General features: G+C 40.9%; 26 protein-coding genes. 14 read left to right on the forward strand and 12 right to left on the reverse strand.

What is annotated here, in order from left to right:
* Positions 1-100 precede the first annotated feature (100 nt).
* The gene (gene fumC, locus ACZ5AE_RS07475) at positions 101-1,480 is read left to right on the forward strand and encodes a class II fumarate hydratase (protein WP_464570922.1); all 1,380 of its coding nucleotides are present in this window, start codon (positions 101-103) and stop codon (positions 1,478-1,480) included.
* Positions 1,481-1,556: 76 nt separating this feature from the next.
* Here fumC and ACZ5AE_RS07480 read toward each other — a convergent pair whose 3' ends face one another.
* Positions 1,557-1,760 carry a small, acid-soluble spore protein, alpha/beta type gene (locus ACZ5AE_RS07480; protein ID WP_464570924.1) on the reverse strand — a complete coding sequence of 68 codons (204 nt, stop codon included), beginning with the start codon at positions 1,758-1,760 and terminating at the stop codon, positions 1,557-1,559.
* A gap of 444 nt (positions 1,761-2,204) precedes the next feature.
* Between ACZ5AE_RS07480 and ACZ5AE_RS07485 the strand changes: the two genes are divergently transcribed.
* Complete coding sequence (locus tag ACZ5AE_RS07485; protein WP_464570926.1) at positions 2,205-2,447, forward strand: hypothetical protein; 243 nt, start codon at positions 2,205-2,207, stop codon at positions 2,445-2,447.
* 61 nt (positions 2,448-2,508) lie between these two features.
* Here the strand turns inward: ACZ5AE_RS07485 and ACZ5AE_RS07490 are convergent, their stop codons facing one another.
* From ACZ5AE_RS07490 to ACZ5AE_RS07525, 8 genes are all read right to left on the reverse strand, one after another.
* On the reverse strand, positions 2,509-3,621 hold the full coding sequence (locus ACZ5AE_RS07490) for an ABC transporter ATP-binding protein (RefSeq protein ID WP_464570928.1): 1,113 nt from the start codon (positions 3,619-3,621) through the stop codon (positions 2,509-2,511).
* Between the two features lie 110 nt (positions 3,622-3,731).
* Entirely contained in the window at positions 3,732-4,634 is a 903-nt protein-coding gene (locus ACZ5AE_RS07495; protein WP_464570930.1) for a PucR family transcriptional regulator, read from the reverse strand.
* A gap of 101 nt (positions 4,635-4,735) precedes the next feature.
* On the reverse strand, positions 4,736-4,927 hold the full coding sequence (locus ACZ5AE_RS07500) for a hypothetical protein (protein ID WP_464570932.1): 192 nt from the start codon (positions 4,925-4,927) through the stop codon (positions 4,736-4,738).
* A gap of 74 nt (positions 4,928-5,001) precedes the next feature.
* A complete protein-coding gene (locus tag ACZ5AE_RS07505) occupies positions 5,002-5,211 on the reverse strand; it encodes a YheE family protein (RefSeq protein WP_464570934.1) in 210 nt (69 codons plus the stop codon).
* Between the two features lie 72 nt (positions 5,212-5,283).
* Positions 5,284-6,330 (reverse strand): YheC/YheD family endospore coat-associated protein, encoded by a 1,047-nt coding sequence (locus tag ACZ5AE_RS07510; RefSeq protein ID WP_464570936.1) that lies wholly within the window; start codon positions 6,328-6,330, stop codon positions 5,284-5,286.
* Entirely contained in the window at positions 6,327-7,691 is a 1,365-nt protein-coding gene (locus ACZ5AE_RS07515) for a YheC/YheD family endospore coat-associated protein (RefSeq protein ID WP_464570938.1), read from the reverse strand. The genes ACZ5AE_RS07510 and ACZ5AE_RS07515 overlap by 4 nt, the downstream gene beginning before the upstream one ends.
* Positions 7,669-8,772 (reverse strand): YheC/YheD family endospore coat-associated protein, encoded by a 1,104-nt coding sequence (locus ACZ5AE_RS07520; protein WP_464570940.1) that lies wholly within the window; start codon positions 8,770-8,772, stop codon positions 7,669-7,671. The genes ACZ5AE_RS07515 and ACZ5AE_RS07520 overlap by 23 nt, the downstream gene beginning before the upstream one ends.
* 5 nt (positions 8,773-8,777) lie before the next feature.
* Positions 8,778-10,124 carry a YheC/YheD family endospore coat-associated protein gene (locus tag ACZ5AE_RS07525; protein WP_464570942.1) on the reverse strand — a complete coding sequence of 449 codons (1,347 nt, stop codon included), beginning with the start codon at positions 10,122-10,124 and terminating at the stop codon, positions 8,778-8,780.
* Between the two features lie 178 nt (positions 10,125-10,302).
* On the opposite strand from ACZ5AE_RS07525, the gene ACZ5AE_RS07530 reads away from it, so the two are divergent.
* From ACZ5AE_RS07530 to ACZ5AE_RS07550, 5 genes are all read left to right on the forward strand, one after another.
* Positions 10,303-10,650 (forward strand): YlbF/YmcA family competence regulator, encoded by a 348-nt coding sequence (locus ACZ5AE_RS07530; protein WP_213141083.1) that lies wholly within the window; start codon positions 10,303-10,305, stop codon positions 10,648-10,650.
* Between the two features lie 112 nt (positions 10,651-10,762).
* On the forward strand, positions 10,763-11,632 hold the full coding sequence (locus ACZ5AE_RS07535) for a Cof-type HAD-IIB family hydrolase (RefSeq protein WP_464570944.1): 870 nt from the start codon (positions 10,763-10,765) through the stop codon (positions 11,630-11,632).
* Between the two features lie 432 nt (positions 11,633-12,064).
* Positions 12,065-13,576, forward strand: a complete 1,512-nt coding sequence (locus ACZ5AE_RS07540) for a coproporphyrinogen III oxidase (RefSeq protein ID WP_464570946.1) — start codon at positions 12,065-12,067, stop codon at positions 13,574-13,576.
* A gap of 154 nt (positions 13,577-13,730) precedes the next feature.
* Entirely contained in the window at positions 13,731-15,350 is a 1,620-nt protein-coding gene (locus tag ACZ5AE_RS07545) for a long-chain fatty acid--CoA ligase (protein WP_464570948.1), read from the forward strand.
* Between the two features lie 131 nt (positions 15,351-15,481).
* Entirely contained in the window at positions 15,482-16,273 is a 792-nt protein-coding gene (locus tag ACZ5AE_RS07550; RefSeq protein WP_464570950.1) for an enoyl-CoA hydratase, read from the forward strand.
* 37 nt (positions 16,274-16,310) lie between these two features.
* On the opposite strand, the gene ACZ5AE_RS07555 is transcribed toward ACZ5AE_RS07550, so the two are convergent.
* Complete coding sequence (locus ACZ5AE_RS07555) at positions 16,311-16,496, reverse strand: YhzD family protein (RefSeq protein ID WP_464570952.1); 186 nt, start codon at positions 16,494-16,496, stop codon at positions 16,311-16,313.
* Positions 16,497-16,619: 123 nt separating this feature from the next.
* Here ACZ5AE_RS07555 and ACZ5AE_RS07560 point away from each other — a divergent pair, with 123 nt between their 5' ends.
* From ACZ5AE_RS07560 to ACZ5AE_RS07585, 6 genes are all read left to right on the forward strand, one after another.
* Positions 16,620-17,519, forward strand: a complete 900-nt coding sequence (locus ACZ5AE_RS07560; protein WP_464570954.1) for an ABC transporter ATP-binding protein — start codon at positions 16,620-16,622, stop codon at positions 17,517-17,519.
* A complete protein-coding gene (locus ACZ5AE_RS07565; RefSeq protein WP_464570956.1) occupies positions 17,512-18,765 on the forward strand; it encodes an ABC transporter permease in 1,254 nt (417 codons plus the stop codon). The genes ACZ5AE_RS07560 and ACZ5AE_RS07565 overlap by 8 nt, the downstream gene beginning before the upstream one ends.
* A gap of 115 nt (positions 18,766-18,880) precedes the next feature.
* Positions 18,881-20,098 carry a metallophosphoesterase family protein gene (locus ACZ5AE_RS07570; RefSeq protein WP_464570958.1) on the forward strand — a complete coding sequence of 406 codons (1,218 nt, stop codon included), beginning with the start codon at positions 18,881-18,883 and terminating at the stop codon, positions 20,096-20,098.
* 17 nt (positions 20,099-20,115) lie between these two features.
* Positions 20,116-23,103, forward strand: coding sequence for an AAA family ATPase (locus ACZ5AE_RS07575; RefSeq protein WP_464570960.1), 2,988 nt, complete (start codon positions 20,116-20,118; stop codon positions 23,101-23,103).
* A 52-nt stretch (positions 23,104-23,155) separates the two neighbouring features.
* The gene (yhaM, locus tag ACZ5AE_RS07580) at positions 23,156-24,100 is read left to right on the forward strand and encodes a 3'-5' exoribonuclease YhaM (RefSeq protein WP_464570962.1); all 945 of its coding nucleotides are present in this window, start codon (positions 23,156-23,158) and stop codon (positions 24,098-24,100) included.
* A gap of 102 nt (positions 24,101-24,202) precedes the next feature.
* Positions 24,203-24,397, forward strand: a complete 195-nt coding sequence (locus ACZ5AE_RS07585; protein WP_464570964.1) for a sporulation YhaL family protein — start codon at positions 24,203-24,205, stop codon at positions 24,395-24,397.
* A gap of 43 nt (positions 24,398-24,440) precedes the next feature.
* On the opposite strand, the gene ACZ5AE_RS07590 is transcribed toward ACZ5AE_RS07585, so the two are convergent.
* Complete coding sequence (locus tag ACZ5AE_RS07590) at positions 24,441-25,301, reverse strand: peptidylprolyl isomerase (RefSeq protein WP_464570966.1); 861 nt, start codon at positions 25,299-25,301, stop codon at positions 24,441-24,443.
* A 213-nt stretch (positions 25,302-25,514) separates the two neighbouring features.
* Between ACZ5AE_RS07590 and ACZ5AE_RS07595 the strand changes: the two genes are divergently transcribed.
* Positions 25,515-25,607: a YjcZ family sporulation protein gene (locus tag ACZ5AE_RS07595; RefSeq protein WP_423801450.1), complete on the forward strand. Its 93-nt coding sequence runs from the start codon at positions 25,515-25,517 to the stop codon at positions 25,605-25,607.
* Between the two features lie 135 nt (positions 25,608-25,742).
* On the opposite strand, the gene ACZ5AE_RS07600 is transcribed toward ACZ5AE_RS07595, so the two are convergent.
* Positions 25,743-25,922 (reverse strand): hypothetical protein, encoded by a 180-nt coding sequence (locus ACZ5AE_RS07600; RefSeq protein WP_464570968.1) that lies wholly within the window; start codon positions 25,920-25,922, stop codon positions 25,743-25,745.
* Positions 25,923-25,927 lie beyond the last annotated feature (5 nt).

Here is a 25,927-nt window from a genome sequence, read left to right on the forward strand (position 1 = left end):
ACATTAAGGCTGCGGAAAGTCCGCAGTTTTTTTTTATTTATAAAACAGATTAGTTTGGGAATACATATGAAAGGATGATAAATAGTGAGGTGGAAAAATAATGGAGAAATTTAGAATCGAACACGATACATTAGGTGAAGTCCGTGTACCTATAGATAAGTTTTGGGGAGCACAGACGCAGCGGAGCAAAGAAAATTTTAAAATCGGGATGGAAAAAATGCCGCTCGAGCTCGTTTATGGTTTGGTTTATATTAAGCAGGCGGCTGCGATCGTTAATCATCAGTTGGGTAAATTGAGTGAGGATAAAATGAACGCCATCAAGAAGGTGTCTGAAGACATTTTAGCTGGACAACATGATGAACATTTTCCATTGGCGGTTTGGCAGACAGGCAGCGGTACACAATCAAATATGAACGTCAATGAAGTCATTGCCAATCGCGCAAATGAATGGTTAAAAAGTCAAAATAGCACCGAAAAGATTCATCCAAATGATGATGTTAATATGTCGCAAAGCTCAAACGATACGTTTCCGACAGCGATGCATATAGCAGCCTTTATAAAAATTACCGAAAACCTTATTCCTGCGATACGAGAATTAAAAAATACGCTTCTCGAAAAGGAAAAGGCATTCACAAACATCGTAAAGATTGGCCGAACCCATCTTCAGGATGCGACACCGCTGACTTTGGGGCAGGAAATCAGCGGCTGGAGGTACATGCTCGAAAATAATGAGCGAATGATTACAGAGGCATGCCAGCACCTGCTCCAATTAGCTATCGGCGGAACTGCAGTCGGTACGGGAATCAACGCTAGTCCAGAGTTTGGCGGAAAAGTCGCTGAAGAGCTCCACAAGCTGACGGGTTACCCGTTTCAATCATCAGAAAATAAATTCCACGCTCTTACAAGCCATGATGAAATCGTTTATGTCCATGGGGCTTTAAAAGCATTGGCAGCCGATTTAATGAAAATTGCCAATGATGTCAGATGGCTGGCAAGCGGCCCACGCAGTGGAATTGGCGAACTGACGATACCGGCCAATGAGCCTGGCAGCTCGATTATGCCCGGGAAAGTGAATCCAACTCAAAGTGAAGCATTGACGATGGTTGCCTGCCAAATCTTTGGGAATGATGCATCCATCGGCTTTGCCGCAAGCCAGGGCAATTTCGAATTAAATGTTTTTAAGCCTGTGATTATTTATAATTTAATCCAATCCATCAGGCTTTTAACTGACAGCATTCGTTCCTTTAATGTCAACTGTGCAGTTGGAATTGAAGCAAATGAAGAAGCCATTAAGGAGCATGTGGGACGTTCATTAATGCTGGTTACAGCCTTAAATCCTTATATCGGTTATGAAAAGGCAGCTGCCATCGCCAAACTTGCTTTTAAAGAAAATAGCACCCTGAAGGAAGCGGCAATCAAAACAGGATATCTGACCGCTGAACAATTTGATGAGTGGATTAAGCCAGAAAAAATGGTCTAAACAACATGCAAGCCCCCTCCAAAAGGAGGGGGCTCTTAGCCATATTATGAACTTTTATCGATTAGATATTACTTGATTAGCGTTGGAAACCGCCAAGTTGAGATTCAGCCATAGAGACTAGACGCTTAGTGATTTCTCCTCCGACAGATCCATTAGCACGAGAAGTTGTGTCTGCACCAAGATTTACGCCGAATTCTTGAGCAATTTCAAACTTCATTTGATCAAGTGCTTGTTGTGCTCCTTGTACTAAAAGTTGATTAGAGTTGTTGTTGTTAGCCATAGTTAGTTAACACTCCTCTTTTTAGTTTTGGGGTTAGTATGGACTTGAACCATAATGGGATTATTACCATAGCCTCCTAGGCCTAACCCATGATAATTAAACTGTCTAGCTTCAGCGCCTAGGGGCTCGAAGGTCTACAGCCAATCCGTCCTGAAGGTTAAAAAACAACCTTCATGCCGGCTAGACTTATGCCTGTCGCCCCTGAACGAGGCGCTTGAAGCTTTTCTTAGTTGGATGAACCGGAGTTGCACCGGTTATAACCCTTTCTGGCTTCATCCATCGGTTTGTAAGTGTTGCTTGTTTTCTTGGTGGGGTGCTGCTTGTAATCTTATTATGACTAAATCTAAAAAGCTTATTCGAAAATTTTAAGTGGAAATTTATTCCCTATCATAGGGCTTACAAAGTGAAGCAAACTAAAGAAAACAAATTAAAAGGGTGAATTAGATGAACGTGTGCCCGGTATGTAATGGCTTGAGGGAAGTATATTTATTATGTGCCAATTGCGGTGAACCAATGTTGGAAAGCGGCAGACTTCAAGATTATTACGATGATTACAGTCCCTATATGGAAATTGACTTGATGAAAATGGAGGATGGATATGCAGATACCCATTCTGGGCATAAATGTCCACATCTGTATCGTTGTTCTGCCTGCCATAAAAATGATGTTATTTTAATAAAAGAATAATGAAGGGTCCTGCCCCTGCTCTTTTAAAAGAGCAGGGGCAGGACCCTAAAGATAACATGGTTTATTTTTCGCTTTGCGGGCGGATACGTAGTTCTGTTTCAACGTCGAAGAAGTGGGCTTTGTTTAAATCAAATGCCAACTCTAATCTATCGCCAGGTCTTACATCGCTGCGAGAATCAAGGCGGGCCACATAATCTTGACCATCGATGCTGGAGTATACCATTAATTCCGCACCCGTTAATTCAGCAACATCAATATGGGCAGCAATCTTTGTACCAGACGAAGCTTCAATAAACAAAGGCTCATCATGAATATCTTCAGGGCGGACACCAAGTATCAGCGATTTGCCGACGTAGCCTTGCTCACGAAGGAATTTCATTTTTCCTTCCGGAACAGCAATGGAGGTTTTACCAATGATAAACTTGCCGTCTTCTAACTTCCCGTTGAAGAAGTTCATCGCTGGTGATCCGATAAAGCCTCCAACAAATACATTTTCAGGCTTTTCATACACTTCTTTTGGTGAACCAACCTGCTGGATGATGCCATCCTTCATAACGACTAAACGGGTGGCCATTGTCATAGCCTCAGTTTGGTCATGCGTTACATAAATAGTCGTTGTATTTAAGCGTCGGTGAAGCTTGGCAATTTCGGCACGCATTTGCACGCGAAGCTTGGCATCAAGGTTTGATAATGGCTCGTCCATTAGGAACACCTTTGCATCACGAACAATCGCACGTCCTAATGCAACACGCTGGCGCTGACCACCTGATAGCGCTTTCGGCTTACGAGTTAAATATGCTTCAAGGCCAAGGATTTTAGCAGCTTCTTTCACGCGGCGATCTATTTCATCCTTTGGAAACTTACGAAGCTTTAAACCAAATGCCATATTATCATAAACGGTCATATGCGGGTAAAGCGCATAGTTTTGGAATACCATTGCGATATCGCGGTCTTTTGGTGCTACGTCGTTTACGCGTTTGCCATCAATGAGAAAATCCCCTTTTGAGATTTCTTCAAGACCGGCAATCATTCTAAGGGTCGTTGATTTTCCGCATCCGGAAGGGCCGACAAATACGATAAATTCCTTATCATCAATGTGTAAATTGAAATCTTTAACTGCAGTTACCTTGTTGTCGTAAATTTTATAAATATGGTCTAATTTTAATTCAGCCATGTTAACTGCCTCCTTGTGGTTGTTTGTAAGTTAAGTTTACAAGGAAAGCGCTTTAATCAATATGGTAAGGCTGCACAAATTTTGAAAGCGTTCTTTTGGGCAGATTGACACTAACCCTCTTGTTCAAAGAGCAGGCAGGCTAAAAACACGATAAATGCACCGTTAAAATCCTTTAATACTATTCCTGTTTTTTCTACGAATTTATCAATCCGATATTGAAGCGTGTTTCGGTGGATATATAATTTTTTTGCTGTAAGACTGGCATTTAAATTCGTTTCAAGAAATACTTTTATCGTTGAAAACATTTCCGGATCATCAGCAAAAAGGGAAAAAACCGCTTCGGGAACCATATTTTTAATTTCAGCGGGTAAGCGGGAAGAAAGGTAAGCCGGAAAAATTTTTTCAAAAGAAAAAATCTTGGAATTGTGCACTTTCGCTAGAGCGAACTGGAATAGTTCTCTTTCCTCTTGGAAGAAGGCCCTTAGCTGCTCTGAAAAAGGATGGACTTTTCCAATGAAAAAAGTGATACTTTCGTAAAAATCGCTTTCCAATGTTTCTGAAATGGCTAGCAGCTCCTCTTCAGAAAGAGAAATTTGTTTTTTTTCTTCAATAATCACACCTTTTGACTTACTTTCCCAAAGAAACACTGCCTCATCTGAAAAGAATCCTTTTAACGCCGACTCCATTTCCTGTTGATTTGTGTCATCGCCATTCAAATGAAATTGGATAAAGCGAAACGACGTTTCCTGCCTTTCGGATGGAAGACCCCCGTTTAAAAATAAAAACTCATACCAAATTTTTATTCTGGACGAGCCAGCTGAAGACTGCCATTCCACCAGTTCATACAAATTCTTTAGAAGATGGAGCTCTTTATCACTAATTTCCTTTTTGGGAATACCCAGCCATTCATCAGCTGAAAGGTCGTAAAAAAAATAAAGCTGTTCGGATGGCACATCCGGCCGTTCAGAAAACAGTATTGAATTTTCATAGACAGTAAGTAATTTTTTTAGCATCGTTCATTTCCCCATTAGATTTCTTAGTGCCTATTATACCAGTTTCAATTTGGTTCCACAGAAAAATTGCCGAACCATTTAAACTGGCTCGGCAAATGTTATCATGTATTTTCATTTGGCGGTGATTCTTCTATAAGATCGCGCGCTTCTTCAATATTTGTTGTATCATGACGGGCATGGACAGACCCTCCTGACATTCCTTCATTAATCATTCTGTCAATATCCATGTAAGCCATGTCTCTGCCTTCATAAGCAGACCCTTCAGCGATCGGCTGTTCATTTTTTTTAGTCACATTCAACCATCCTTTCCTTCTAATTCGTTTTAGTTTGTACAGAAAGGATGAAGTTTCATGCAGGAAAAAGTCGATTATTCATATACATGATAAAGCATTAGTTCATGAATCTGGCTTGTCACTTCCTTCAAATCCTCTTCGGCAGGAGGATTTGAGGTCCATTCAAGCTTTCCTGTTTGGTGATAAATTCCTGTATATCTCTGTTTTTTTAAATAGAAGGAAATATTCCAGCCGGGTATATTTGTATTTTCAAAGAGCGGCTTATATTGAAAATGCATGATCATCTTATAGTCCTCCTCTAACACCTTATATTACTTATAGCTTACCTTGTTTTGAATATTATGCAAATAAAATTTTTACGGGCAGGAGCTTGTTAAATGGAGGAAAATACGGCATAGCTGTTCAATTTTTTTCTCTTCAATCTCAGATTCATCAAAACGCATTGGTTTTGAATTCACTTCATAAATATAATATTTTCCATTTTTGCTAATGCCAGCATCGATTGAAAATTCCCCGAAAAAGCCAAGCTGTTCCGATAATGCTTTCCCAATGTGCGGGATGATCATTTGAAAAAACTCATCATGTTCCTTCGTTTGCAATAAAGAGTAGGGAAGAAGTCTTCCACCGGACGGAATATGCGTGGTAACCCTTTGCTCCTGGGATTGCCGGATACCGACGCCGGTAATTACGTAATCGTCTTTGTCAGCGTGGGCAATAATTCGAAAATCATAGCGAAAGCCTTCAAATTCAGCAGAATTGATATCAATCTGTGCCAGATAGGTTTTCGATAAGAGCAATTCGCTCCAATCCTGCCAAAAATCATCAAAGGATTGGTAGCAGATGCTTCTTTTTCTTGACTCAAATTGGAGGAATGGCGAGGATAAATGCCTGACGCGAAAAACGCCCTTACCTTTTGAAGAAGACGCCGGCTTCAAATATACGCTGGAGTTCACTGTCAATAACATTTTTAGGTCTTTTTTTTCTTGAAGGAGAATCGTCTTAGGTACATAATCTTTGAGGACAGGATGGTTTTCCATTAATTGATAAAGCTCGTATTTATCTATAAAACTGGGGTTGAAATAGGGAATTCCTTTATCTTTTAAATGTTGAAAAAAGCTTTTACATTCTTCGGTCTGTTCTGTTTTTCTGAAAGGAATCCGGTTATATACCAAATCTGGATAGGGGAAAGAGCCATTTATCCAGCGATTTTCCTTGAGTGAATAGCTGAAGCCTTCGAAATGTTCTGCTCCTGCCCCTTCAAGGGTAAAAATAAAGCTTATCCCATTAAGCGAAATAAGCCTTTTTTGCAGTTTGATAAAAAGCTCCCCGTTTCCTGCGACTGTTCCATCGGATTTAAGCGCGGTCATAATGCCAATCAGCGGCCCTGCTTGTTTGTCGATCATTGAAAAAGTTCCTCGGGATGCAGTAAGGATTGCTCGGTAAGAAAAACCGCGAAGGCAAGGGACAATTTGCGTGTCAATAAATCAAATTCTTTTAATTCCGGATGGCTGAAAATCGAACGGCCGGGTTTGGAATTTGCCTCGAACAGCCAGACATCGCCGTTACGGTCAATGCCCAGATCAAAGCCAATTTCGCCGATAATTCCTTCGACATTTCGGTCTAATGCATGACTTAAGGAGAGGGCAGCATTGGAAAGCTTCTCTTCGAACATACCGGCATCTTCAGCAGGGAAGATTTCGCTGAGGGTTTTAATTTCCCCGCCGCTTCTCTTATGGGTTGTGGGGCTTCCATGCCCGGCTATTTTTGCTGCAAGAGCGGAAACATGCCAAGTGCCTGTTTCATCCTTGTTCGTATGGATACGAAAATCAACTGCCCGCTGCTCATAGCGAATCAAATGAATCCCCTGTTGGACAACCATTTTTTCAAGCGATTGCTTCGCGAATATCTGTTCAAACAATTTCTCCAGGCTGTGGAATTTTTGTAACCTGTTTGCGCCATCGTCATCTTGATAACGACAGTAATAGTTGTTAGTGTTTTTATCAAAAATAATTTGATGAATGCCATAGCCAAGACTGCCGTTTTTCGGCTTTATATACACATGCCCGTATTTTGAAAGCATCCTCTCGATTAAGGAAAAAGAGGTAAATGGATGGGTCTCAGGAAGGTATTTATCTACTGTATGGTCTTGGAGAAGCCGTTCGTAAATATCTAACTTGTTGAAAAAGCCGGGATTATACCAAGGAATTAAATATTCCTTTTGGAGCCGTTTTTTTACTTTAACTAATTTGGGAGTTCCTTCACTCCTTCGGTTTGGCAGACGGTCATAAATGACGTTAGGGAAAGGGACCTCGCGCTGTTCCCAATCTCCATCGTAGAAAAAATACCCCTCAATCGTGCCCTGTTCCCAATTAATATGCTGCTCTCCGAAAACAAAAGCAAGTGCGCCGACATTTTTATTTACTGATAAGAGCTTTGAAAAAAACTGTGTTCTCTCACCGATTAGCTGATCAGGAAGCAATGTAAATCCAGCCGTGAAAATGCCAACAAGAGGACCGATATATAGGGTTTGATTATCTAAAAAGACGTGAAGCGGCAGCTTAAATTCAGGAAATTGCAGTTCTTTTTGAATGACCCTGCTTATCACAATCCGATCTTTTCGGTCCGGATGGGGCAGAAATTCCACTGCCATTGAATTTGAACCAAAAGCAATTCGCTTAGGCCGATTTTCTTGAAGGAGGGAAGGAGGGCAAAAAACAATCAATTGATCATTTTTTACGACCTCAATGAGATAACGTTTTCTCATAGATGTTCTTCCTTTCTTGATCTTTCGATTCGGACAGATAATTTGCGTAAAGCAGTGGTGCGCAGTACAGCTTTTCTTTAAGATTGGGCCGGGTTTGCAAAATAACCTTCCTGCCGGGCTTTGAATTCATATCTAAAATCCAGATCGAGTCGTTTTTGGCAATACCAATATCGACACCGATTTCAAAAAGCGGCAGGAAGCTTTTTTCAAGAAGGTGTGGTAATTCACTAAGAATGCTGGTTAATTCCTGTTGAATAAATTCCCTTCTCGTTGCAGGAAGGGAAGCTGACCATTCTGAGAAAGCTGTTGCCGTCCCGCCTGCGCTTATATTTGATAAAATCCCGCCGCTTGTACCGATTCGCACTCCTCGCCCGATTTCTCCCCAATTGCCATGCTCATTTTTTTGCAGGAGAATCCGGATATCAAAGGGCTGCAATTCACTATTGGTTAATTCAAGATAAGGCTGCATAAGATATTGATGCCGCGCAAGCAAGCTCCTAAGCCACTGCGAAAATTTACCTTCGTTTGGAAAAATCCTTGATATAATCTGTTTTTGTTTTTCCGTTTTAACATGGATCGATTTGTCATTTTTCTTCAAGGAATAAATGCCATAACCTTGTGAACCGTTAATGGGTTTTATGACAATCTTTTTTCCGTTGTTTAATTCTTTTAAAATTTCAACTGTATCAACTACCTGCTTTGTCGGCGGCAGATAAGCGGATAGCTTCGTGTCTTTCAGCGCTTGATAGAGGTCTAGTTTATTAGGCAGACCATATCCTAAAAAGGTAATATCTTTCCTGCTTTTTAGCCACGATACGATCGGAAGACATTGTTTCGATTGTTCATCCTCCCCGTAGAAGCAACGGTCATAGAGGATGCGGGGGACGGGAAATTCGGCATTGACCCAATCCTTTTGTTCAGCGTTAAATTTTTTTCCTTGAACCTGAAGTGTATTTGGATTGATATTAGTTGGCACGAAGCGAAAAGCTTCGATACCTAAGTCTTTTGCACGTTCGGCCATTTCCGTTATATAGGGGGCCTCAATTTCCAGGTTTAAGGACATAATGCCAAATGTAATCAAGTGATTTAAACCTCCTTTTCATTCAGGGCTTCAAAGGCCAGGCTTGTGCAAAAGCGAATGATTGCTTTTGCAGACGGCCTGATTTTCCCTGAATCATCTTCAAATACCTTAGATGGTTTTGAGTTTACTTCAATCAGCCAGGGCTTTCCGTTTTCATCAACACCGACATCTATCCCCAGTTCGCCGGTAATTCCAGCGGATAGCGCACTGACCTTTTCTGCGGTTGCCAACGATAGCTCTTTTATTAGCTTCAATGTTTGCATTGTATTTTTTGGAGGCATATTGGAACGTAAGGCTGTTACCGTTTTTATCGTATGGCCGCCTCTGGCAACATTGGAGACAAATTCCTGTTCAGCTCCTATTCTTGCTACAATCGATGTAATTTCCCACCTTTTTTCATAATTTCGATGGACCAATACCCTGAAGTCCATGGCAGATGATTGATAGTCAATAAAAGAAATACCCTCCTGAACAATACAAATTCGGTTTTGCAGCAGCAATTTTATTTCTTGATAAATTTCATGAGCTGCCAGGGTTTGTAAGGCATCAGTCTGGGATTGGCCTGAAGTTTGGATGGTAAATTGGTCTTCCGCGATTTTTTCCAGTTTAATAATATGCTTTCCCTGGCTGCCATGAATCGGTTTAATATAGATTGTTCCATAGGTTTGCAGGAAGGAATGTAAAGTTTCTCTTGAGAGCAAGGCAGTCTCGGGAATGTAGGATGACAAATGGTGTTCATTTTTCAACTGGTTGTATACTTCCCATTTTGACAGAAAGCGGTCATTGAAGATGGGAATGGCTAGTTGTTCAAGAATACCTCGAAATTCAACAAATTCTTGTTTGTTTTCCAGTCTTCGAGAATGGATTCGATTGTAAATAACATCAGGGGCAGGTGGGCTTGTTCCGATCCAACTTCCGTTTTCAAAATAATAGCCGTGAAGTAAAAAATGTTTAAAAGAAAAAACATAAAAAAAACCGCCATTTTCTGACACCACATGATGGAGGTCCTCACAAAACTTATGAATGGAACGGAAATTAGGTTCTTCACCATCCTTCGGTGAAAAATCTGTCAGTAATCCGATTACCGGACCAAGCTTAAGTGTGTTGGACTCAGAAATGTATTTTGCCTGTAGGTTAACCTTTCGGACAGGCAAACAAAAATAGGTAAAGAAATACTCTGGGACATGCAGTTCCCGTGGAAGGGTATCGATGATTTGGATATTGGCACGAATTGTTTTCGTTCCGACCAAGATTTGTAATTCGTGGTCATTCTCCATTTGCAGGTAGAGATACAGCCTGCGGGACATTTTAATCAAACGAGAATTAGTTTCTTCGGATTTCTCTGGTAACATTGTTACGCTCGTTAATGAAAGGGACATAATCACTCCTCATTCTTTATTAAATAGGCATCCGCTGATGTAGTATCCTATGTAAAAGCTGGCGCGAAGGTGATTTGAACATTCTCGCATTTCCTTGAATAGTTTGATATAGTTGGGAAGTATTGTTAACCAAAAAGGAGTGAGCCCGCAAATGGCAGTAAATTTATATGATTCCGCCTATGCTTTAGAAAACGCGATCCGGCAAAGTGATGAATTTAAACAACTACAGCAAGCTTATCAAGAGGTAAATGCTGACCCGGCAGCGAAGCAGCTGTTTGATCAATTTCGCCATATTCAAATGAATTTGCAGCAAAAACAAATGATGGGACAAAACATTTCCGAGCAGGAAATTCAGCAGGCCCAAGCAACAGTCGGGGTTGTTCAGCAGAATCCGAAAATCGCCCATCTTATGCAGGTGGAACAGCGAATGAATAATGTAATCGGCGAGTTAAACCAGATCGTCCTAAAACCATTGGCTGACTTATACGGACAAATTTAATTTTTTTAAGAAGCTGCCAAGCCCTCACTTTCACTAGCACTGTTCTATAAATTGGTGAAAAATCATAAAAGTGATATAAGGGTAATTTCACCAAGAACAGGGGGCAGCATTTATGATTTATCGCTTACTTGCGTTAAATATTGATGGCACACTCTTACAAAGCAATGGCAAAATCCATAAATCGACAAAGGAAGCCATAGACTATGTTCAGCAAAAGGGGATTTATGTCACACTCGTTACATCACGGAGCTTTCACTCAGCCAAGAAGGCGGCGAAAGCCTTAAAGATATCGTCACCGCTCGTCACCCATCAGGGGGCATTCATTGCGCGGGAGGAAAATAAGCCGGTATTCGTGAATCGGATTAATGAGGAAATTACCTATGATACCATTCGCCTGCTCGAGGCGCTGCCGTGTCAAATCCGTTTGGTTCACGAGAATTTTTCGATTGCCAATAAATATAAACTGCATCAGCAATTAATAGCAAAAACGGTTTTCACTACAGGCGACCCCTTTGTTTATTCACAGCAATTTGTCGAATCGCTAAGCGAATATTTGCATGACCAGCCGGCAACCCCTCCAAAGATTGAAGTCTATTTTGAAAATAAACGAGATTTGGAGGATGCCAAAACCGCAATTGAAAAAATGTTTACGGAAATCACTCCGATTAAACTTGATGCATTGCGGCTTGATATTGTTCCTGCTGGAGTTTCCAAACTTAATGGGTTAGCGTTTCTTGGCAGCCAGCTCGGTTTCCAGTTAAAAGAGATGGTCTATATAGGTGACAGCCTAGATGACATCCCGTTAATTGAGGAGGTGGGTCTAGGTGTTTCGATGTGGAATGCTCCTTTTGAGGTGAAGAAAGCATCAGATTGGGTAACTAGATCGGAAAACGAACACGGCGTTTCCTATATGGTAAAGGAACACTTCAGAAAGCAGCAGCCAATTGATTTTTTAAGAAAAATGAAGATTATCAAAAATTAATCTTAAAAGAAGATATCAGGGGGATGTGACCTCTGGTATCTTTTTTGCTAAGGCTCTTTTCTCAGAGAATGTTGCTTTTAACTATATTGAAAACACCGAGTGGATTGGAGCGAAAGGCGTTTGACTCCTGCGGGAAATAGAGAAAAGATCGAGACCCCGCAGACGGAACGTCGAGGAGGCTCGACTTCCTCCCCGCGGGTTTGCTGAGCGCCTGTAGCGGAAAGGAACGGACAGTGTTATTCCCAAAAACAACAAACTTTACGAAATGAGCCTCTGCTAATAAGTATAAATTCAACTACGCTCTGTCTTCGTCCTGGCGTATTCGTCAATCGGCGAGATTTCATTTATTTAGTCCAATGATTTCCACTATATTGACCTTATTTTTGTGATTTTGTACACTTAAAGAAGTTTATTTTTGAAAGGTGATAAAGTTTGCGAATTTCGATACTAGGCTTAGAGGATGAAAGATTCAACCGGCCATTGACGCTTATTGCGAATTTATTTTTTGAAGAGTCACAGATTTTGACATCTCAGACGGATGATGCTGATATACAGATTGCATTTCAATTACAGGTTCAGGAAAATATTGTTGTTTCGGCAAAATTAACGGATCAAAGCGGAAAATTCCTATCCGCTGAATTTCAGCAGGATTTTAAGGCGAACGATACGGAAAAAGAACGATTTAAACAGATCAAAAATGCCGTTTCCCATGTTTATTTAACAGTTCTCCAGGACTTGACCGGCATCACGCAAAAATGGGGAATTTTAACAGGTGTGAGACCGACTAAGCTGCTTCACAAAAAGCTGCAGGAAGGCATCCAAGCTGATGTGGCCCATCGGCAATTAAAGGATGAGTATTTAATTACTGATGAAAAAATTGCACTGATGCAGCACATCGTTGACCGTCAGTTGACAGTTGTTCCAGACCTATACTCGCTCGAAAGGGAAGTGAGCATCTATATTGGAATCCCGTTTTGTCCAACTAAATGTGCCTATTGTACGTTCCCGGCTTATGCAATTAACGGGCGGCAGGGCTCTGTCGATTCCTTCCTAGGCGGCCTTCATTATGAAATGAGGAAAGTCGGCGAGTGGCTGAAGGAGAAGGGTGTACGAATCACAACCGTCTATTACGGTGGCGGGACACCGACAAGCATTACTGCTGAAGAGATGGACATGCTCTATGAGGAAATGTACAACTCGTTTCCTGATGTCGCTAATATTCGCGAAATTACGGTGGAGGCGGGGCGTCCGGATACGATTACCCCGGAGAAGCTTGACGTTTTGAAAAAATGGAACATCGACCGAATCAGCATCAACCCGCAATCCTATACGCAGGAAACCTTGAAGGCGATCGGACGACATCATACGGTAACGGAAACAATTGAAAAATATCATCTGGCACGGGAAATGGGGATGAATAATATCAATATGGACTTAATCATTGGCCTGCCGGGTGAGGGACTCGAGGAATTCACCCATTCCTTGGCTGAAACTGAAAAGCTGATGCCTGAGTCGGTAACAGTTCATACTCTATCATTCAAGCGGGCGTCTGAAATGACGAAAAATAAAGAGAAGTACAAGGTGGCTGACCGTTCCAAGGTTGAAAAAATGATGAATCTTGCTGAGGACTGGACTGCATACCATGGCTATGTGCCTTACTATTTATACCGCCAGAAAAACATCCTGGGCAACCTTGAAAATGTCGGCTATTCCCTGCCAAATCAAGAAAGTATATATAATATCATGATTATGGAAGAGCAGCAGACCATCATCGGACTCGGCTGCGGGGCATCGAGCAAATTCATTGACCCTGTCACTGGAAAAATTACGCACTTCGCCAACCCAAAGGATCCGAAATCTTATAATGACGGATTTGAGGCATACACAGAAGAAAAGATCAAAATATTAGATGAGTTATTCTCGGAAAAAGGATCTCCTGCTTAGTTTTAAGCAGGGGATTTTTTTGCTAATAGAGATTTCGAACCGGTAATTTGGTTCTTAATAAAGGATTATTTTCCCGGATGTCGAATATTTAAGAGGAACCGCCACATAGGATACTATGGGGTTAAAACGCATTTTTTATAAGGGGGAATAAGCTATGATGCAAACACCTTTAACAATGACGCAAATGCTAGAAAGGGCTGAAAGGTACTTTCCAAAGAAGCAGGTTGTCTCTAAAACTGCCAGCGGCATTCAAAGGTTTACTTACAAAGAAATTGGCCAAAGAACCAGAAAGCTTTCTGATGCCTTGACCAAGCTTGGCGTTGAAAAAGGCGACAAGGTGGGAACTTTGGCCTGGAACCATCACCGCCATCTAGAAGCATACTTCGCAATACCGTGTATGGGCGCTGTCCTTCACACGATAAACATCCGTCTTTCACCACAGCACATCAGTTATATCATCAACCATGCCGAAGACAAAGTACTCCTCATCGATGCAGACATCCTTCCACTGCTTGAAAAATGCGCACATGAACTTAAAACCGTAAAAGCTTTTATTATCATGACCGACGAAAAAGAGGTTCCACAGACGTCACTCACACCTGTTTATCATTATGAAAAACTATTAGCTGAGGCAAACCCAGATTTCCAATACACCACTCAAATTGATGAAAACGCCCCTGCAGGAATGTGTTACACATCCGCGACGACGGGGAACCCAAAAGGGGTCGTATATTCCCACCGGGGGATTTTCTTGCATAGTCTGGCGGTAGGATTAGCTGACACTTTAGCACTAAGTGAAAAGGATGTTGCCCTAGCGGTTGTCCCAATGTTCCATGCAAATGCTTGGGGCATGCCATTTGCCGGTGTTTGGTTTGGAACAACGTTAGTCCTTCCAGGGCCAAATTTCACACCAAAGCTGCTGGCTGAATTAATTCAGGAGGAAAAAGTAACTATCACGGCAGGGGTCCCGACGATATGGATGGGATTGCTGAAAGAACTTGAAGAAGGCAGTTATGATCTAAGCAGCCTAAGAGGGATCCTTTGCGGCGGCTCTGCAGCGCCTAAAGGAATGATTAAAACATTTGAACAAAAATACAATATTCCATTTATGCACGGCTATGGGATGACCGAAACTAGCCCGCTTGCGGTATTCTCCTCATTAAAAAGCTATCAACAGGAGCTCGATTATGAGGAAAGGTTGGAATTAAGAGCTAAACAGGGAGTTCTTGTCCCTGGACTTGAGATGAAAATACTTGGCCAGAACGGTGAGGTAGCATGGAACGGCAAGGAAATGGGCGAATTATGCATAAGAGGACCATGGATTGCTTCCGAATATTATAAGGATGAACGGACGAAGGATGCTTTCCACGATGGCTGGCTGCACACCGGGGATGTCGCTACTATAGACGAAGAAGGGTTTGTTAAAATAGTCGACAGAACCAAGGACCTGATCAAGAGCGGCGGAGAATGGATTTCATCCGTTGATTTAGAAAACGCCTTAATGGCCCATGAAGCAGTGTTTGAAGCCGCGGTTGTGGCCGTTCCTCATGAAAGGTGGCAGGAACGCCCAATTGCCTGCGTTGTACTGAAGGACGCCTATAAAGGAAAAACAACCAAAGAAGAACTATTTGAATTCCTCCAGCCGCAATTCGCAAAATGGTGGATTCCAGATGATATCTTATTCATCGATGAGGTTCCAAAAACCTCTGTAGGTAAATTTTTGAAAATGGCCCTTCGTGACCAGGTGCAAAAAGAAGTAAGTCAAAAAAGTTAATTGACGAGGACAAGGGGGCGGCCCTTTTGTCCTTTTTTGCCTGCGGAAAATTCAATCTATTACGAAAGAAGTTTTTATTCTTTTCATTTCTCTATATAATGAAGTTGAACAAGTTTATTGGGGGGATTGGAATGGCTTTAAATTTTGTCACAGAAAAGGTGAATTTACAAGTAAAGGGCCGGGTAGCCACATTGGAAATGAATCGCCCGGAAGCGCTTAACGCGATGGACGTGGATATGATTAAAGGCCTTGTCAGCAAACTGAAAGAAATCAGCGAATCGGATGATGTGGATATCCTGATTTTAACCGGAAAAGGTAAAGCGTTTTCTGCCGGAGGAGATATTAAAACAATGCTATCAGACATGGACGAGAATGGATTCCTTCCGCTCATGGACTGCATTAGTGAGCTGGTAATCACCTTATATAGCATGCCAAAATTAACAATCAGCGCTATTACCGGTGCGGCTGCTGGCTTAGGATTTAGCTTAGCGCTTGCAACCGATCATATTATCGCTGAAAAATCTAGTAAACTGGCAATGAATTTTATCGGTATAGGGCTGATCCCGGATGGCGGTGCCCATTTCTTCATGGAAAAAAGATTAGGAGAAACTAAGGCAAAGCAGGTAATCTGGGAAGGTAAGATGATGAGTGCGGAAGAAGCGCATTCAATTGGTCTTATTCAAGAAGCAGCTGATGGCGATCTGCAGGAGGCTGTACATGCACGAGTGGCAGATTGGCTGCAAAGACCTGTTCAAGCGATGATCAAAACGAAAAAGATATTGGCTGAAAAGAATCGACCACAGCTTTTAAAAATACTAGAGTTAGAGAAGTATGGCCAGCAGAAAATGCGCGAAACCGAAGACCACAAAGAGGGAATCAAGGCATTTATTGAAAAAAGAAAGCCAAATTTTATCGGAAAATAAAACAAGAGGCTGTCATGAGACAGCCTATTACTGATTTTTAAGGATGGAAAAGCAGCAATTTGCCTGCAGGAGATGTGCAGCGGTGCGTTTTATCCAGTAAATTTTTCTCTGATAATAGTTTTTCTCCCTGCACCTTTGCAGCATCATCGTTCTCCGCTTGGAAGGCTTCGTCTACAATTTTTTCGCCATTTGCCTCAAACGCCGTTAATTTATAAGTTTTCATTCTACATACCCCTTTTTATAAAATTCTTACTATTATTTTTGCATAATTCTATAAATTGTGCAAAGAGAAAATTAAAACCATAATATGGTATAATTGTATTGCTATAGGAAAGGAGTAGGTAAAATGGCACTTAAACTGGAACGGGTTACCAAACGTTTCGGAGAATTTACTGCTGTCAGCGATTTATCTCTGACGATTCCGGAAAAAGAAATGTTTGGTTTTTTGGGTGCAAATGGCGCTGGAAAAACAACAACGTTTCGAATGATTTTAGGGTTAATTGATGCAAGCTCTGGTAAAATAACCTGGGACGATAAACCTATTGATTATTCTACCAGCCATCTGGTGGGCTATCTCCCTGAAGAAAGAGGGCTGTATCCAAAACTAAAGGTCCGGGACCAGATTGTCTATTTAGCTAGATTAAGAGGAATGTCTAAAGGTGAGGCCTTAAGGGAGCTTAGAGGCTGGCTCGAAAAATTTAATATACCCGAATATGAAAATAAAAGGGTCGAAGAGCTTTCTAAAGGAAATCAGCAGAAAATTCAATTCATTGCTGCTGTGATCCATAAACCAAGGCTGTTAATATTAGATGAACCGTTTAGTGGGCTGGACCCTGTCAATGTCGAGCAGTTAAAAGAGGCAGTTATAGGGCTAAAGGAAAATGGAACAACTATTGTCTTTTCCAGCCATCAAATGCATCATGTCGAGGAACTGTGCGAACATCTCTGTATTCTGCAAAAAGGAAGTCCAGTGGTTCATGGCTCCTTAAAGGAAATCAAGCGTGCCTATGGGAAAAAGAACCTCAGTATCCATGCAGATTTTTCCTTGGATTCGATAAAAGACTTTCCAGGTGTGGTAAAAACCAAACCAACAATGGAAGGAATGGAATTGCAGATTGAAGAAGAACAGGTCGCAGAAGAAATTTTGAAGCAAATTACCGGCAAAGGTTTGCTGCGAAAGTTTGCCCTTGAAGAGCCGTCATTGAATGATATTTTTATCGAGAAAGTAGGTAACGCCTATGAATAATTTTTGGATTATTTTAGTACATACCTACCTGAATAAATTAAAAAGCAAATCCTTTATAGTGACAACTCTTTTGACAGTTGTCATTGTCCTGGCCTTAACAAATATTCAAAATATCATTGGTTTATTTGATAAAAACGGCGGCAAGGACAATATTGCTGTACTGGATCAAACTGGGCAATTATATGCGCCTTTACAGCAGCAATTGAAAATCATCAACAAAGATATAAAATTAACTAACTATAAAGGTACTGAAAAGGAAGCGGAAAAAGCAGTCGAAGATGGTAAGTTTAGTGGTTTAATTGCTTTGCGTTCTAACAAAGAAGATCTTCCGGAAGCACGCTATAAAGCGATGAGTATTGCGGATTCATCCGTCTATACAGACTTGCAGGCAGGATTGCAGCAGGTTAAAACGATGCTTGCTGCATCGAAAATTAAATTGACGCCTGAACAGCTCCAGAAGCTTTATGAACCTGTTTCGTTTGAAAAAACAGCCCTTGAGAAGAATGCGAAAACTGAAGAGGAACTTAACCAAGCTCGCGGGCTTGTCTATGTCTTATTATTTATCATCTATTTTGCTGTCATTATGTATGCAAATATGATCGCCATGGAGGTAGCGACTGAAAAATCATCAAGGGTAATGGAAATCCTGATTTCAAGCGTCTCGCCAATCAAGCAAATGTTTGCCAAGATTCTCGGGATAGGGTTATTGAGTTTAACGCAGCTGGCGGTGTTTTTGATTGTGGGTTATTATTCCCTAAAGAATAATATGGAGTCTTTAAAGGACGGATTCTTTGGAGAATTTGGGTTTGGTGATATTCCGGCAGCAACTATCGTTTATGCAGTTATTTTCTTTATTCTTGGCTATTTTCTTTATGCAACTCTGGCAGCTTTTTTAGGCTCGCTGGTAAGCAGGATTGAAGATGTCCAGCAGATGATTACGCCGATGACGCTCCTGGTTGTGGGGGGTTTTATGATTGCCATGTTTGGTCTTGGCAAGCCGGATGCCCCGTTTATTACTATTACCTCTTATATCCCGTTTTTTACACCAATGATTATGTTTCTCCGAGTTGGAATGCTGACCATTCCGGTATGGGAAGCTGTTTTAGGGATTGCCATCCTGGCGGCAACGATTGCTGTATTAGCCATTTTTGGCGCACGAGTCTATCGCGGCGGTGTTTTGATGTATGGCAAATCTAATTCCTTTAAAGATATTAAAAAAGCACTGCAATTAACAAAAAGCGAATAGTCTGTCTCAGCTTTACCATTTTTGGTAAAGCTTTTTATTGTTTTTTGATACAGAACGTGCATTCGTATTTAAGCCGTGCTAAAATGAAAGAAAAGAACGTTTGAGAGGAAATTTTATGAAAAAATTATCATTCCTTCATGCTGCAGATTTACATTTGGACAGCCCAATGGTCGGTTTAAAGCATTTGCCTGCTGCTATTTTTTCAAGAGTAAAAGAGAGCACCTTTACTTCCTTAAAAAAGCTTACTGAGACAGCAATTGAAAGGCAGGTTGATTTTGTCATTCTAGCAGGTGATTTATTTGACGGAGAGGATCGCAGTCTCCGGGCCCAATCACGATTCAGAGCGGAAATGCAGAGGCTTTCGGAACACCGTATTCCTGTCTATGTAATCCACGGCAATCATGATCATTTAAATGGTTCCTGGGTTCACCTTGACATGCCGGACAATGTTCATGTGTTTGGCAGCAGGGTCGAAAGGATGGAACTGCAGACAAAGACAGGTGAAACAGTATCACTCTATGGCTTCAGTTACCCAACCAGGCATGTGTTTGAGAGAAAAATAGAGGAGTATCTGAAGTCAGTGGGTTCAGATTTCCACATTGGGATCCTTCATGGAAATGAAAGCTCTTCCTCCGAACATGATAACTATGCCCCGTTTACTGTTAAGGATTTACTTGAAAAAGATTTTGATTATTGGGCATTGGGCCATATCCATAAACGCACTGTATTATCTGAAAATCCTCCGATTATCTATCCCGGTAATATTCAAGGGAGAAATAAGAAAGAAAAAGATGCAAAAGGATTTTATCATATTACGTTTACGGAACTTGAAGCAAAACTGGACTTTGTAGAAGCAGCAGATATTGTCTGGGAAGAGGCTGAAATTGATGCAGCATCGGCGATAAATTTCAATGATATTCTTCAATTATGTCAGTCAAGCCTAAATAGCTGGAGAAAGGATAAAACAGGCACATTCTTGTCCCTAGCCATCAAAAACATTCACCTCGAAGACAACATGGAGAAAAGAAGCTTACAAACGGACCTGCTTGATCTTTTGTTAGAAGATGAAAAGGAGGAGGAAGCATTTGTCTGGATTGTGGAGCTATCTTTGTCCGAAAGGCAGCTGGTAAATAAGGAACAATTAAAAAAAGAAGCTAGTTTTTATGGTGAACTTTTTGACGCAATTGAACAATTCGATCATGTAGATGAAGCCTTGGCCGTTTTGTACGAACATCGCTTGGGTAAAAAATATTTATCGCGACTGTCCCTCGATGAGCAGCATGAACTAATTGATAGGGCGGAGAAGCTGCTAATTGAATTACTTTATAAATAGAGAGGAGTGACTCCAAATTGAAAATCACGGCAATGAATATTTACGGTTTTGGACAACTGGATAATGTCATCATCGAAAATCTGAATGAATTTCAGATTTTCTTTGGGGAAAATGAGGCTGGAAAATCTACTATTATGGCCTTTATACATAGTATTTTATTTGGCTTTCCAACTAGGCAGCAATCCGATCTGCGCTACGAACCGAAACATGGGACAAAGTACGGCGGGAATATCCGAATTTATCTTGAAGGGCAAGGCTTTGCAGTAATAGAACGGGTAAAAGGAAAAGCTGCCGGTGATGTCAAGGTAGTCATGGATAACGGGATCATTGGCGGTGAAGAACTTTTAAAGGAATTACTAGAAAGCTTTGATAAAAATCTATTTCAGGCTATTTTTTCCTTTAATATACATGGGCTGCAAAATATCAACCAGATGAAGGGTGAAGAGCTGGGTAAATACCTATTTTCTGCAGGAACACTAGGGACAGAACAACTCGCAAAAGCAGAGGCTGCCCTCCAAAAGGAGCTGGATACCCGCTTTAAGCCAGGGGGAAAAAAGCCTGAGCTAAATGAAAAACTGCAGGAGCTTCATGAGGTCAATCAAGAGCTAAAAAAAGCCGCTGCGAAAAATAAGGAATATGAGACCTTGGCAGCAAAAAAAGAAAGTCTGCTGCAAGAAATGGCCAAGCTTAACGAGCAGCTCTCCGCCCTTCAAGAAAAGATAGCAAAGCTTTCGGAGTGGAAAAGGATAGAATCTTCTGTTAAACAAGAAAAATGGATTGAGAACGAGCTTGCTGAACTTGAAGAAGTACAGTTCCCTGTACGAGGAATGGAAAGGCTCGAAAAATTAAACCAACTTATTCTTCCCTGCAAAGGCCAGCTGAACAGTCTTGCAGAACGGATTGAAAAGGTAAAGCTGGAAATAGACGATTCGGAGCCAAATGAGGGGCTCCTTGAGAACGAGCCGGCGATATTAATGTTACTGGATCAGATGCCAGTTTATGACCAGTTCAAATTGGAACTGGGCCAATATGAACAGAGGCTGGCTGACTGTGAGTCGGAACTTTCCAATATTAAAGCAAGGCTCCATCTGCCATTGCAGGATCAAGATTTTCAAGCCATTAATACAAATATGTTTATGAAAAGGCAGGTTGAAAGAACGGCGAAACAAAGCAGAAAACTGGCGGAGGCTAAAGAGGAACTTGATGAACGGTATGAGGAAGAAAAAAATGCCTTAGAGATTATTGAAAAGGAGGTTCTCTTAACCAAGGGTTTATGTTTGCCAGACCGTGAGAGAATGCTCCTTGAAGAACAGCTTCACAGAAATGATAAAAGAGGCTTAGAAGAGGAATTAAAGGGAATTAAAGAAAAAATCCATTTTCAGCAAAGATCGCTTGACCAGGAGCAGACTGTAAAATCAAGGCTAAGGCTTCAATTTATCACGATCGAGCTGATTCTCCTCGGCCTAATTCTTTACGGACTGCTGACAAAGCAATGGGTGCTGTGTATTTTAGGGTTAGGAGGCTGTTTGGCTTTTGCTGTGTACATGATTCAATCCTTAAAACAGGCTGAAGACAAGCAGCTTTTTCAACAGCTTGACGGTCTGCGCGAAAAAGAAAAACAGTTAAGTGAAAAGCTTCAATCTGCAGAATACTTGGATATTGACAAGGCAGCTGAAGAATTAAAGATCGACAATCAGCGGCGCGAACAACTGCGGGTATTAAAATTAAAGCTTAAGCAGCAGCAAAGCCAATTTGAAAAAGTGATTTCGAAATTTGAAGAATGGGAGATTGCCTCTAGTCAGCATAAGGAGACGCTGCTTACAATTTGCAGGGAGTTAAATATACCTCATAATCTTGCTGACTCTTTTTTAGAGGAGACATTTAAACAAATAGAAAAATTTAAAGAGATTTTATGGGAGCGAGATAAGCTTATTGCAAAAGTGGACAAAGCTAATCAGCAGCAAAGCCGGATTGCCGAAGGAATTCTAGAATATGGCAAGCGCTTTTTGCCGGAAAAGGATCCCGATTTACATAAGACCGCATTTTGTTTGAGGACAAAGCTTAAGGAAGAACTTGAAAAGAGAATCAAAAACCAGGAAAGAAAAAATAAACTTGCTGGCATGGAAGCGGATTGGCAAGGCAAATCACAAGAACTGGAGCAGCTTGAAGCAGAGTATGCTTTACTTCTTCAGTCTGCTAATACGGATACGGAACAGCAATTCTATGAACTTGGAAAAAAGGCTGCAAAAAGATCTGAACTGATGGCTACTTTGGACAATATCCGCAGGCAGCTTACATATTCAAGTCTGTCTAAGGCTGAGAGGGAAAGCTTCCTAACCATCCATAATTGGGATGAATTAATAACTGATGGACTTGATGAATCTAAGCGCATGCAAACAAGATTAAAAGAGCTGCAGGAGGAGCAAGCCAAGGTCAAGTACGAATTACAGCTTCTTGAAGAAGGCGGCGTTTATTCCGATATTCTCCATCATTATAAACAGAAAAAATTTGAACTCGAGGAAGCAGCAAAAGAATGGGCGGTATATTCTCTTGCACAAAATATTCTGACGGCAGCGATCGAGAAATACAAAAATGAACATTTGCCTAGAATGCTGGAAAGGGCGGAGGAGTTTCTGTCTTTTCTTACCAATGGCAGATACCACCGAATTCACCTGCATCCATTAGGGATTGGTTTCTTAGTAGAACGAGAGGACCGGACCGTATTTGAAGCAAACGAATTAAGCCAAGCCACAACAGAACAACTATATATTTCAATCAGACTTGCACTGGCTACAACCCTTTATGAAAAATACCGGTTCCCGATTATCATTGATGACAGCTTCGTAAACTTTGATATTGGCAGAACGGAAAGGGTCATCGCGCTTTTAAAGACACTGGAACAAAATCAAATCTTATTTTTTACTTGTCATCAGCATTTACTGCAGTTCTTTCCAAAGGAAAATGTTCTTTTCTTGGAAAAAGGTGCTGTTCAGATAATTTCATAGAGTGAAAGTAGGATATGTTATACTTTTACTATCGGAAGGGAGCGTGTCTAGGTTGGCGAAAGGTATTTTACATTATGATGTTGGGGAACAGATTGAGTTATACTTATTAATTAAAACGTCCACAAAAGGAATTGCGAGTAACGGGAAGCCGTTCTTAACATTAATCCTCCAAGACCAAAGTGGAGAAATTGAAGCCAAGCTTTGGGATGCAAATGAAGAAGATGAAAAAATGTATGCAGCCCAAACGATTGTTAAAATTCAGGGGGACGTGCAAAACTATCGGGGCAAAAGCCAGTTGAAAATTCGCCAGATTCGGAGAACTGGTCCAGCGGATGCGGTGAAATTGGAAGACTTCCTTGAAACCGCACCGTTAAGTCAGGATGAAATGGTGAGTAAACTAACCCAGTATATTTTTGATATGAAAAACCCGAATATCCAAAGGATTACCCGCCATTTAATAAAGAAGCACCAAAAGGCATTTTTGGAGTATCCGGCGGCGACCAAAAATCATCATGAATTTGTTTCCGGGCTTGCCTATCATGTGGTCAGCATGCTTGACCTCGCCAAAGTGATCTCCGGTCTATACCCAAGTCTTGATAGGGACCTGCTTTATGCGGGCATCATCCTGCATGATATGGGCAAAGTCATGGAATTATCTGGGCCAATTTCAACTGTTTATACGCTTGAAGGAAATTTACTTGGACATATTACGATTATGATCAATGAAATTGGCAAAGCAGCCGAAGAACTTGGTATTAACGGGGAGGAAGTGTTAATCCTCCAGCACCTGGTTCTCAGTCATCACGGAAAAGCGGAGTGGGGAAGCCCGAAACCGCCATTAGTGAAAGAAGCAGAAATCCTTCATTACATTGATAATCTCGATGCAAAAATGAACATGCTTGACCGTGCTTTGGAAAGAGTCAAGCCAGGTGAATTTACTGAACGGGTTTTTGCGCTGGATAATCGATCATTTTACAAGCCTGCTTTTCATAAATAGGAAGGGTAGCCTCTCTAGGAGGTTATCCTTTTTTTATGCATAATTTTTTATTCCATGCATATTATTTATTAGAAAATTGGACAACCATTTTAAAGGGGGCAAGTGAAGTTGACTATTCCAATTTGGGTTTATGCAGTTGTGGTTGGGATTATTATTAGCGCATTAATGGCCATTAAAACAGGACGAGATGAACGACAGCTTGAATTGGAAGACATTGAGCGTGAGGGAGAAATCTATATGATGCGCCTTGAAAAAGAAAAGGAAGCCCGGAAAAATGAACATGCAGCAGGCGAATAAAAAAACGGAAGCGCAAAAATTAGGCGCTTCCGTTTTTTTATTTTTATTGGGCTGCAGTCTGTGGCGTTAGAGCGTCTTTTAAGTCTTTGTCATTAATCTTGACATTAGCGTCTTTTAACTCACGTTCCATGGCTTTATTAATCACATCGGTAGTTAACTTTTGAGATTTTACTTGATATTCAATATCTTTTTTCATTTCATCATAGGATTTTTTCTCTTTTTTATCAGTAACCTGAATAATATGGTAACCGAATTGTGTTTTTACTGGTGCACTGATTTCATTAACTTTTAGGGCATAGGCGGCCTTTTCAAAATCAGGGTCCATCTTTCCAGTACCAAACCAGCCTAAATCGCCGCCATTCTGGGCAGAAGCTTTATCAGTTGAGTACTCTTTTGCCACATCTTCGAATTTTGCACCGCCATCAAGCTTTTGTTTTACAGTGTTAGCTGTTGCTTCATCAGCAACGAGGATATGGCGTGCCTTAATTTCAGGCTGATAATTATCATAGTAATCCTTTAATTCTTTATCGGTTACTTTAATGTCTTTCATTGCCGCTTTTTCCTGAAGCATGCCAAGCTTCATTGTTTTCTTTAGGTCGGCTTCACTTTTATAGCCATATTGGGCCAAGGTCATTTCAAAGTTTGAGCCAAGGTCTTCTTTGATTTGTTTAATTTTGTCATCTAATTCTTTGTCAGTTACTTTGTATTTTTTAGAAAGAACCTTTTCATAGACAAGCTGCTGTAAAGCTTGATTGCCAAACTTGTCCTTCATTGCCTTGTAAAGGTCCTCTTGTGTCACATCCCCAGCTTTGCTCTCCGCAACCGTCTCCGAACCATTTTGATTACAAGCGCTTAAGGCCAGAATTGAGCTAGCAAGCGTAAGGGCCATTATCCATTTTTTCATGATGAATCTCTCCTAAATAGTAAATTCTTATGGGTTTTTGTCCACATCCTTAACTATAACATAAATGGCAACTCCTGCAAAAAATTTAAAGGAATATCATTCTAAAAAATTCAACAAGCCCAAACCTGTCTTTTCCCAAAAAATAAGATAAGAGCCTAGTCAATTGGCGATTGATTGAATAGTATATCGTAGATAACGAAAGGAGGCAAAAATATGAGTGGTGGAGCAGGTTACGGAGCAGGCTTTGCGTTAATCGTTGTTCTGTTCATTTTATTGATTATCGTTGGTGCTGCTTGGGTTTGGTAATGCAGCCATTAGAAAAAAGCGATGAGGAGACACCTCATCGCTTGTTTTTTCTTAGCTAATAAGAAAGCCTAATTGCAACTGCTCCTCATGAACCGCCTTTAGGGGCTTGCCAATCGGCAAGTTTTCTTTATATCACTATGTATACAAAATTTCCAAATAGGAAGAAATTAATAAAATAGTAACGAGAACATTAATCGTACGGAACACCTTATGCTGACGATCTTCCGGAATTTCCTTTTGAATACATAATGAACTAGTCATTTTATTGACATAAAACAAAATAAAGATGGCTAAGACGATAAAAATGGAGATCATTAAGA

The organism is Neobacillus sp. S1227, assembly GCF_055385255.1.

Bases quoted from the DNA above. Each gene is read 5' to 3' on its own strand.
- fumC (WP_464570922.1), top strand. From the start codon at position 101: ATGGAGAAATTTAGAATCGAACACGATACATTAGGTGAAGTCCGTGTA.
- ACZ5AE_RS07480 (WP_464570924.1), bottom strand. From the start codon at position 1,760: ATGGCTAACAACAACAACTCTAATCAACTTTTAGTACAAGGAGCACAA.
- ACZ5AE_RS07485 (WP_464570926.1), top strand. From the start codon at position 2,205: ATGAACGTGTGCCCGGTATGTAATGGCTTGAGGGAAGTATATTTATTA.
- ACZ5AE_RS07490 (WP_464570928.1), bottom strand. From the start codon at position 3,621: ATGGCTGAATTAAAATTAGACCATATTTATAAAATTTACGACAACAAG.
- ACZ5AE_RS07495 (WP_464570930.1), bottom strand. From the start codon at position 4,634: ATGCTAAAAAAATTACTTACTGTCTATGAAAATTCAATACTGTTTTCT.
- ACZ5AE_RS07505 (WP_464570934.1), bottom strand. From the start codon at position 5,211: ATGATCATGCATTTTCAATATAAGCCGCTCTTTGAAAATACAAATATA.
- ACZ5AE_RS07510 (WP_464570936.1), bottom strand. From the start codon at position 6,330: ATGATCGACAAACAAGCAGGGCCGCTGATTGGCATTATGACCGCGCTT.
- ACZ5AE_RS07515 (WP_464570938.1), bottom strand. From the start codon at position 7,691: ATGAGAAAACGTTATCTCATTGAGGTCGTAAAAAATGATCAATTGATT.
- ACZ5AE_RS07525 (WP_464570942.1), bottom strand. From the start codon at position 10,124: ATGTTACCAGAGAAATCCGAAGAAACTAATTCTCGTTTGATTAAAATG.
- ACZ5AE_RS07530 (WP_213141083.1), top strand. From the start codon at position 10,303: ATGGCAGTAAATTTATATGATTCCGCCTATGCTTTAGAAAACGCGATC.
- ACZ5AE_RS07535 (WP_464570944.1), top strand. From the start codon at position 10,763: ATGATTTATCGCTTACTTGCGTTAAATATTGATGGCACACTCTTACAA.
- ACZ5AE_RS07545 (WP_464570948.1), top strand. From the start codon at position 13,731: ATGATGCAAACACCTTTAACAATGACGCAAATGCTAGAAAGGGCTGAA.
- ACZ5AE_RS07550 (WP_464570950.1), top strand. From the start codon at position 15,482: ATGGCTTTAAATTTTGTCACAGAAAAGGTGAATTTACAAGTAAAGGGC.
- ACZ5AE_RS07555 (WP_464570952.1), bottom strand. From the start codon at position 16,496: ATGAAAACTTATAAATTAACGGCGTTTGAGGCAAATGGCGAAAAAATT.
- ACZ5AE_RS07560 (WP_464570954.1), top strand. From the start codon at position 16,620: ATGGCACTTAAACTGGAACGGGTTACCAAACGTTTCGGAGAATTTACT.
- ACZ5AE_RS07565 (WP_464570956.1), top strand. From the start codon at position 17,512: ATGAATAATTTTTGGATTATTTTAGTACATACCTACCTGAATAAATTA.
- ACZ5AE_RS07570 (WP_464570958.1), top strand. From the start codon at position 18,881: ATGAAAAAATTATCATTCCTTCATGCTGCAGATTTACATTTGGACAGC.
- ACZ5AE_RS07590 (WP_464570966.1), bottom strand. From the start codon at position 25,301: ATGAAAAAATGGATAATGGCCCTTACGCTTGCTAGCTCAATTCTGGCC.
- ACZ5AE_RS07595 (WP_423801450.1), top strand. From the start codon at position 25,515: ATGAGTGGTGGAGCAGGTTACGGAGCAGGCTTTGCGTTAATCGTTGTT.
- ACZ5AE_RS07600 (WP_464570968.1), bottom strand. From the start codon at position 25,922: ATGATCTCCATTTTTATCGTCTTAGCCATCTTTATTTTGTTTTATGTC.